The 4,097-nt window shown below is 70.0% G+C and carries 3 protein-coding genes and 1 tRNA gene; 3 read left to right on the top strand and 1 reads right to left on the bottom strand.

Annotated features, from left to right (window positions below; translation table 11 throughout):
• Positions 1-1,839: nitrate- and nitrite sensing domain-containing protein (locus BI06_RS16330; RefSeq protein ID WP_199523299.1), on the bottom strand; the 1,839-nt coding region annotated here is incomplete at its 3' end.
• A gap of 628 nt (positions 1,840-2,467) precedes the next feature.
• On the opposite strand from BI06_RS16330, the gene BI06_RS16325 reads away from it, so the two are divergent.
• The 3 genes from BI06_RS16325 to BI06_RS16315 all read left to right on the top strand — a co-directional run bounded on the left by BI06_RS16325 (position 2,468) and on the right by BI06_RS16315 (position 4,048).
• Positions 2,468-2,686, top strand: a complete 219-nt coding sequence (locus BI06_RS16325; protein WP_030396696.1) for a hypothetical protein — start codon at positions 2,468-2,470, stop codon at positions 2,684-2,686.
• 229 nt (positions 2,687-2,915) lie between these two features.
• Entirely contained in the window at positions 2,916-3,716 is an 801-nt protein-coding gene (locus BI06_RS16320) for a fumarylacetoacetate hydrolase family protein (RefSeq protein WP_030396697.1), read from the top strand.
• A 260-nt stretch (positions 3,717-3,976) separates the two neighbouring features.
• Positions 3,977-4,048, top strand: a tRNA-Gln gene (locus BI06_RS16315).
• The last annotated feature ends 49 nt before the right edge of the window (positions 4,049-4,097 follow it).

Genomic DNA, 4,097 nt, shown 5'->3' with positions numbered 1-4,097 from the left:
CTCGACCAGCACCCGGCCGTCCGGCAGGGCGTGGCCGGTGACCCGGACGCGGGTCTGCGGGCTGGAGAACGAGGTGGCGTTCTCCAGCAGCTCGGCGAGCAGGTGGACGAGGTCGTTGACGACGCGGCCGGCGACCTCGGCCGACGGCACGGCGGCGAGTTCGATGCGCTCGTACTGCTCCACCTCGGAGGCGGCGGCGCGGAGCACGTCGACCAGCGGGACGGGGCGGGTCCAACGGCGGCCCGGGTCCTCGCCGGCGAGGACGAGGAGGTTTTCGCCGTTGCGGCGCATACGGGTCGCGAGGTGGTCCAGCTTGAAGAGGTTGGCCAGCTGGTCCGGGTCCGCCTCGCGGCTCTCCAGCTCGGAGATGAGCGACAGCTGGCGCTGGATGAGGCCCTGGCTGCGGCGCGAGAGGTTGGTGAACATCGCGTTGATGTTGCCGCGGAGGAGGGCCTGCTCGGCGGCGAGGCGGACGGCCTCGCTGTGCACCATGTCGAAGGCGTGGGCCACGTGGCCGATCTCGTCCGCGGAGTCGACGCCGACGGGTTCGACGGCGACGTCGACGTCGTGCGGGTCGGTCTCGGAGAGCGTCTTGACCAGTTCGGGCAGTCGCCGCTCGGCGACGTCCTCGGCCGCGGACTGGAGCCGGGTCAGCGAGCGCACCATCGAGCGGGCGATCAGACCGGCGCCACCGAGGGCGACGAGCAGCACCAGCGCGACGGCGGCACCGATGATCAGGGCCTCGGTGTCGGCCTGGGACTGGAGCTCCTGGGCCTTTCCGTCGAGGTCCTCGATGAGCTTGGACTCGATCCGGCGCTCGGCGGCGATCTTGGCGGTGGACTGCTCGTACCAGTCCTTGTAGCTGACGACCTCGCTCTGGTGGATACCGCTCTGCTGCAGGATCGAGCGCGCGTAGCGGTCGGCCGCGGCGACGACCGAGTTGTAGCTCAGCTGGCCGCGCAGGTTGTCCAGGTCGTGCGAGGTGTAGATGTTGTTGAAGCCGGTCAGCGCGTTGTCGTAGGACGACTTCAACCGGATACCGAAGGACTCGTCGCTCAGGCTGAGGTCCGGGCCGCCCGGGTTGGCGAGCGCGGCGCTGATCAGCGCGCGCTGCTGCGAGGTGGAGTTCTTGGCGAGCGAGAACTGCTGCAGGGCACGGGTCGCGCGGACCAGCTCGCGGTTGTTGGACGCGAGCGCGATGTCCTGGGTGATCGACAGCAGGTCGCGGATGATCACGTCGTAGGCGGTGATCGTGGCCTGGATGTTCTGGTTGTTCTGGTACGGGTTGCCACGCGCGTCGGAGACCGAGTTCAGGTCCTTGCGGATCTGGAACAGCAGGGCCTTTCCGCCGGAGAGTTCGAGGTTCTCGAACTTGTCCGCGGACGCGGTGAAGGTGCGGCTGAGGTCGTCGGTGACCTTGCGGGCGGCGACGATGTCGTCGTCCAGCGGCGCGTTGGGCTTGTTGGTCATCGGCCCCGCGCTGACGTCCCGCTCGTTCTGCAGGGCGTTGGCGAGGTCGGTCGCCTTCTTGGCCAGGTCGGAGAGGTTGGCCATCTGGGCCAGCTGCTGCGAGGTCTCGAGCGAGGTCTGGATGCGCAGGCCACCGAGGACCAGCGCGACCATGACCGGGAGCGCGAGCAGCGCGATCAGCTTGCTGCGGATGCGCCAGTTGCGCATGGCGAGCCGGCTCATGCCCTTGGCCCGGCGGCGGGTCAGGGAGGACCGGAGCTTGCCCCGGGCCGACTTCCGCTCCGCGCCCTCGTCCTCGGGCCGCCCGATCACGTCGGGCGTCGGTTCGGCCGGACCGCCGGGGGCCGCCGCCTGCTGGGGGGCTGCCACCGGCTCACGCGACTCAGGGTCACCCGCGCCGCCGCTACCCCTTTTGAAACGTCCCTGCACTGGCGTCGCAACCTCTGGACCGGGCGTCCCGCCGCGTCGCCGCAGCCTGGACGGTGTGGAGTTTCCATCCGCACCCCGGCCGGTCCGGGAGAGCGGGTCACCGGGGTGGAGTACTCCCTACCCACGGTCCGTGGCATTCCAGCACAGCCGGGGAATCCCAACAAGGGCGAGCGGGGCACATCGGGCGGCACTACCGAACGCGCGCGGAATCTCACGGTCTGTACGGCAACCGGACCTGAATACCGCCTTTTTCGGACACTCGTCAGATACATGCCAAGCTGAGCCGAGATCAACCTGATGCACGGCGCTTCGGGTATGACCGATATATCCGATATGCCGGTAAAAACTGATGCAGCGACATGTCGGATATCGGAGTTATGTTCCATGATTTGTGACGAAAATCACAGATGAATGTGTAGCTTTGGTCACGGTGCCTGTGGAAAGAGATCCGTAACCTTGCGGTATCCGGAGCACGGCCCCGATCAGCCTGCCCAGAATCCTCCCGAATCACTCAGGCCGGGGCCGATCGCGGTCGGTCGCCCGGCCACGACCTTGAGGTGCTGACGAGATGTCCCAGGCGAAGAAGGCCGCCGAGTCCACGCTGTCCGCCAATTCCACCGCGAACCCGCGCCGGACGACGCTGGCCTCGGTCGAGGACTTCGGCCAGATCCCCGGCGCCCGCCGGCCGGAGGCCGTGGCCTACCCGACCGACCTGCCGACCTCCACCGCCAACCCGCGCCGCACCCGGCTGATGGTCGCTCCGGTGGTGAACGTCCCGCAGGACTGAAGCGTTCCGCATACGCCCTGAAGGGCCCCGCCACCCCGGTGGCGGGGCCCTTCGCGTACCCGGGCACCCCCGCCGGCGTCCGGACACCCCGGGCCGGTGGAGCGGCCGGTCCGGGGCCCGCGCGATAGCCTGGGCGGCGATTGAGCGGGGCCGGGCCCGAAGCGGGACCGGCCTCCACCAGCGCCCGGGCGCGCCCCGGGCGGCCGACGACGCGAGGGGTGCCCGAGCCGTGCGCATTGCCAGGTTTTCCGTCCGGGAAGGGAGTCCTGCCGCCGGCAGCGTCTCCTTCGGTGTGGTCGAGGGGGACCCGGCGCGGCCCGAGTCCCTGGTGGTCCACGGGCTGGCGGGCCACCCGTTCGGCCAGCCCCGGCCGACCGGTGAGAGCTACCGGTTCCAGGACGTCCGGCTGCTGAGCCCGATCCTGCCCAACAAGATCGTGGCGGTCGGCCGCAACTACGCCGCGCACGCCGCCGAGCTGGGCAACGCCGTCCCGGACGTCCCGCTCACCTTCTTCAAGCCCTCCACCTCGGTGATCGGGCCGACCGAGAGCATCGCCTACCCGCCGTTCTCCTCGGACGTCCAGCACGAGGCGGAACTGGCCGTGGTGATCGGCCGGATGTGCCGCGAGGTGCCGCTGGAGCGGGTCCCCGAGGTGATCCTCGGCTACACCTGCGCCAACGACGTCACCGCCCGCGACGTCCAGCAGCGCGAGGGCCAGTGGGCCCGCGCCAAGGGCTTCGACACCGCCTGCCCGCTCGGCCCGTGGATCGAGACCGACCTCGACCCCTCCGACCTCGCCGTCACCTGCACGGTCAACGGGGAGCTCCGGCAGACCGGCCGCACCTCCCTGATGGTCCGCTCGGTCGCCGAGCTGATCGTCCACATCTCCGAGGCCATGACGCTGCTGCCCGGCGACGTCGTCCTCACCGGCACCCCGGCCGGGGTGGGCCCGATCCAGGTCGGCGACGAGGTCGCGGTCACCGTCGAGGGCATCGGCACCCTCGCCAACAAGGTGGTCAAGCGCGGCTAGCGAGCCCGTCGGACCGGTCGCCGGACGCCGGCGGCACCCCCGCGGGCCCGGCCTCGGCGCCGGGCCCGCGGCGCCCCCGGAGGTCACCGGACGGCCCCCTTCCCGCTGCCTGGGGTTATCGATTTTGGAGCCGGGGCGGACGTCGGGTAATGTTCTTTCTGCGCCGCCCGGGAGGGCAACGACGAGGGAGTCAAAGCCCCCGACGGAGCCGAGCGGGAGGCGCAAGCCCGAGATGGTCCCCGACAGGGGTTCAACTCTGGTGGGGTATGGTGTAATTGGCAGCACGAGTGATTCTGGTTCATTTAGTCTAGGTTCGAGTCCTGGTACCCCAGCGCAGTACCCGCGGTCCACACCGCGACAAGTGAAGACAAGCCCCCGTTG

This window comes from Kitasatospora sp. MBT66 (genome assembly GCF_000710405.2).
GTDB classification, from domain to species: Bacteria; Actinomycetota; Actinomycetes; order Streptomycetales; family Streptomycetaceae; genus Kitasatospora; species Kitasatospora purpeofusca.
This window is presented reverse-complemented; position numbering and strand designations above follow the sequence as displayed.

Bases quoted from the DNA above. Each gene is read 5' to 3' on its own strand.
- BI06_RS16325 (WP_030396696.1), top strand. From the start codon at position 2,468: ATGTCCCAGGCGAAGAAGGCCGCCGAGTCCACGCTGTCCGCCAATTCC.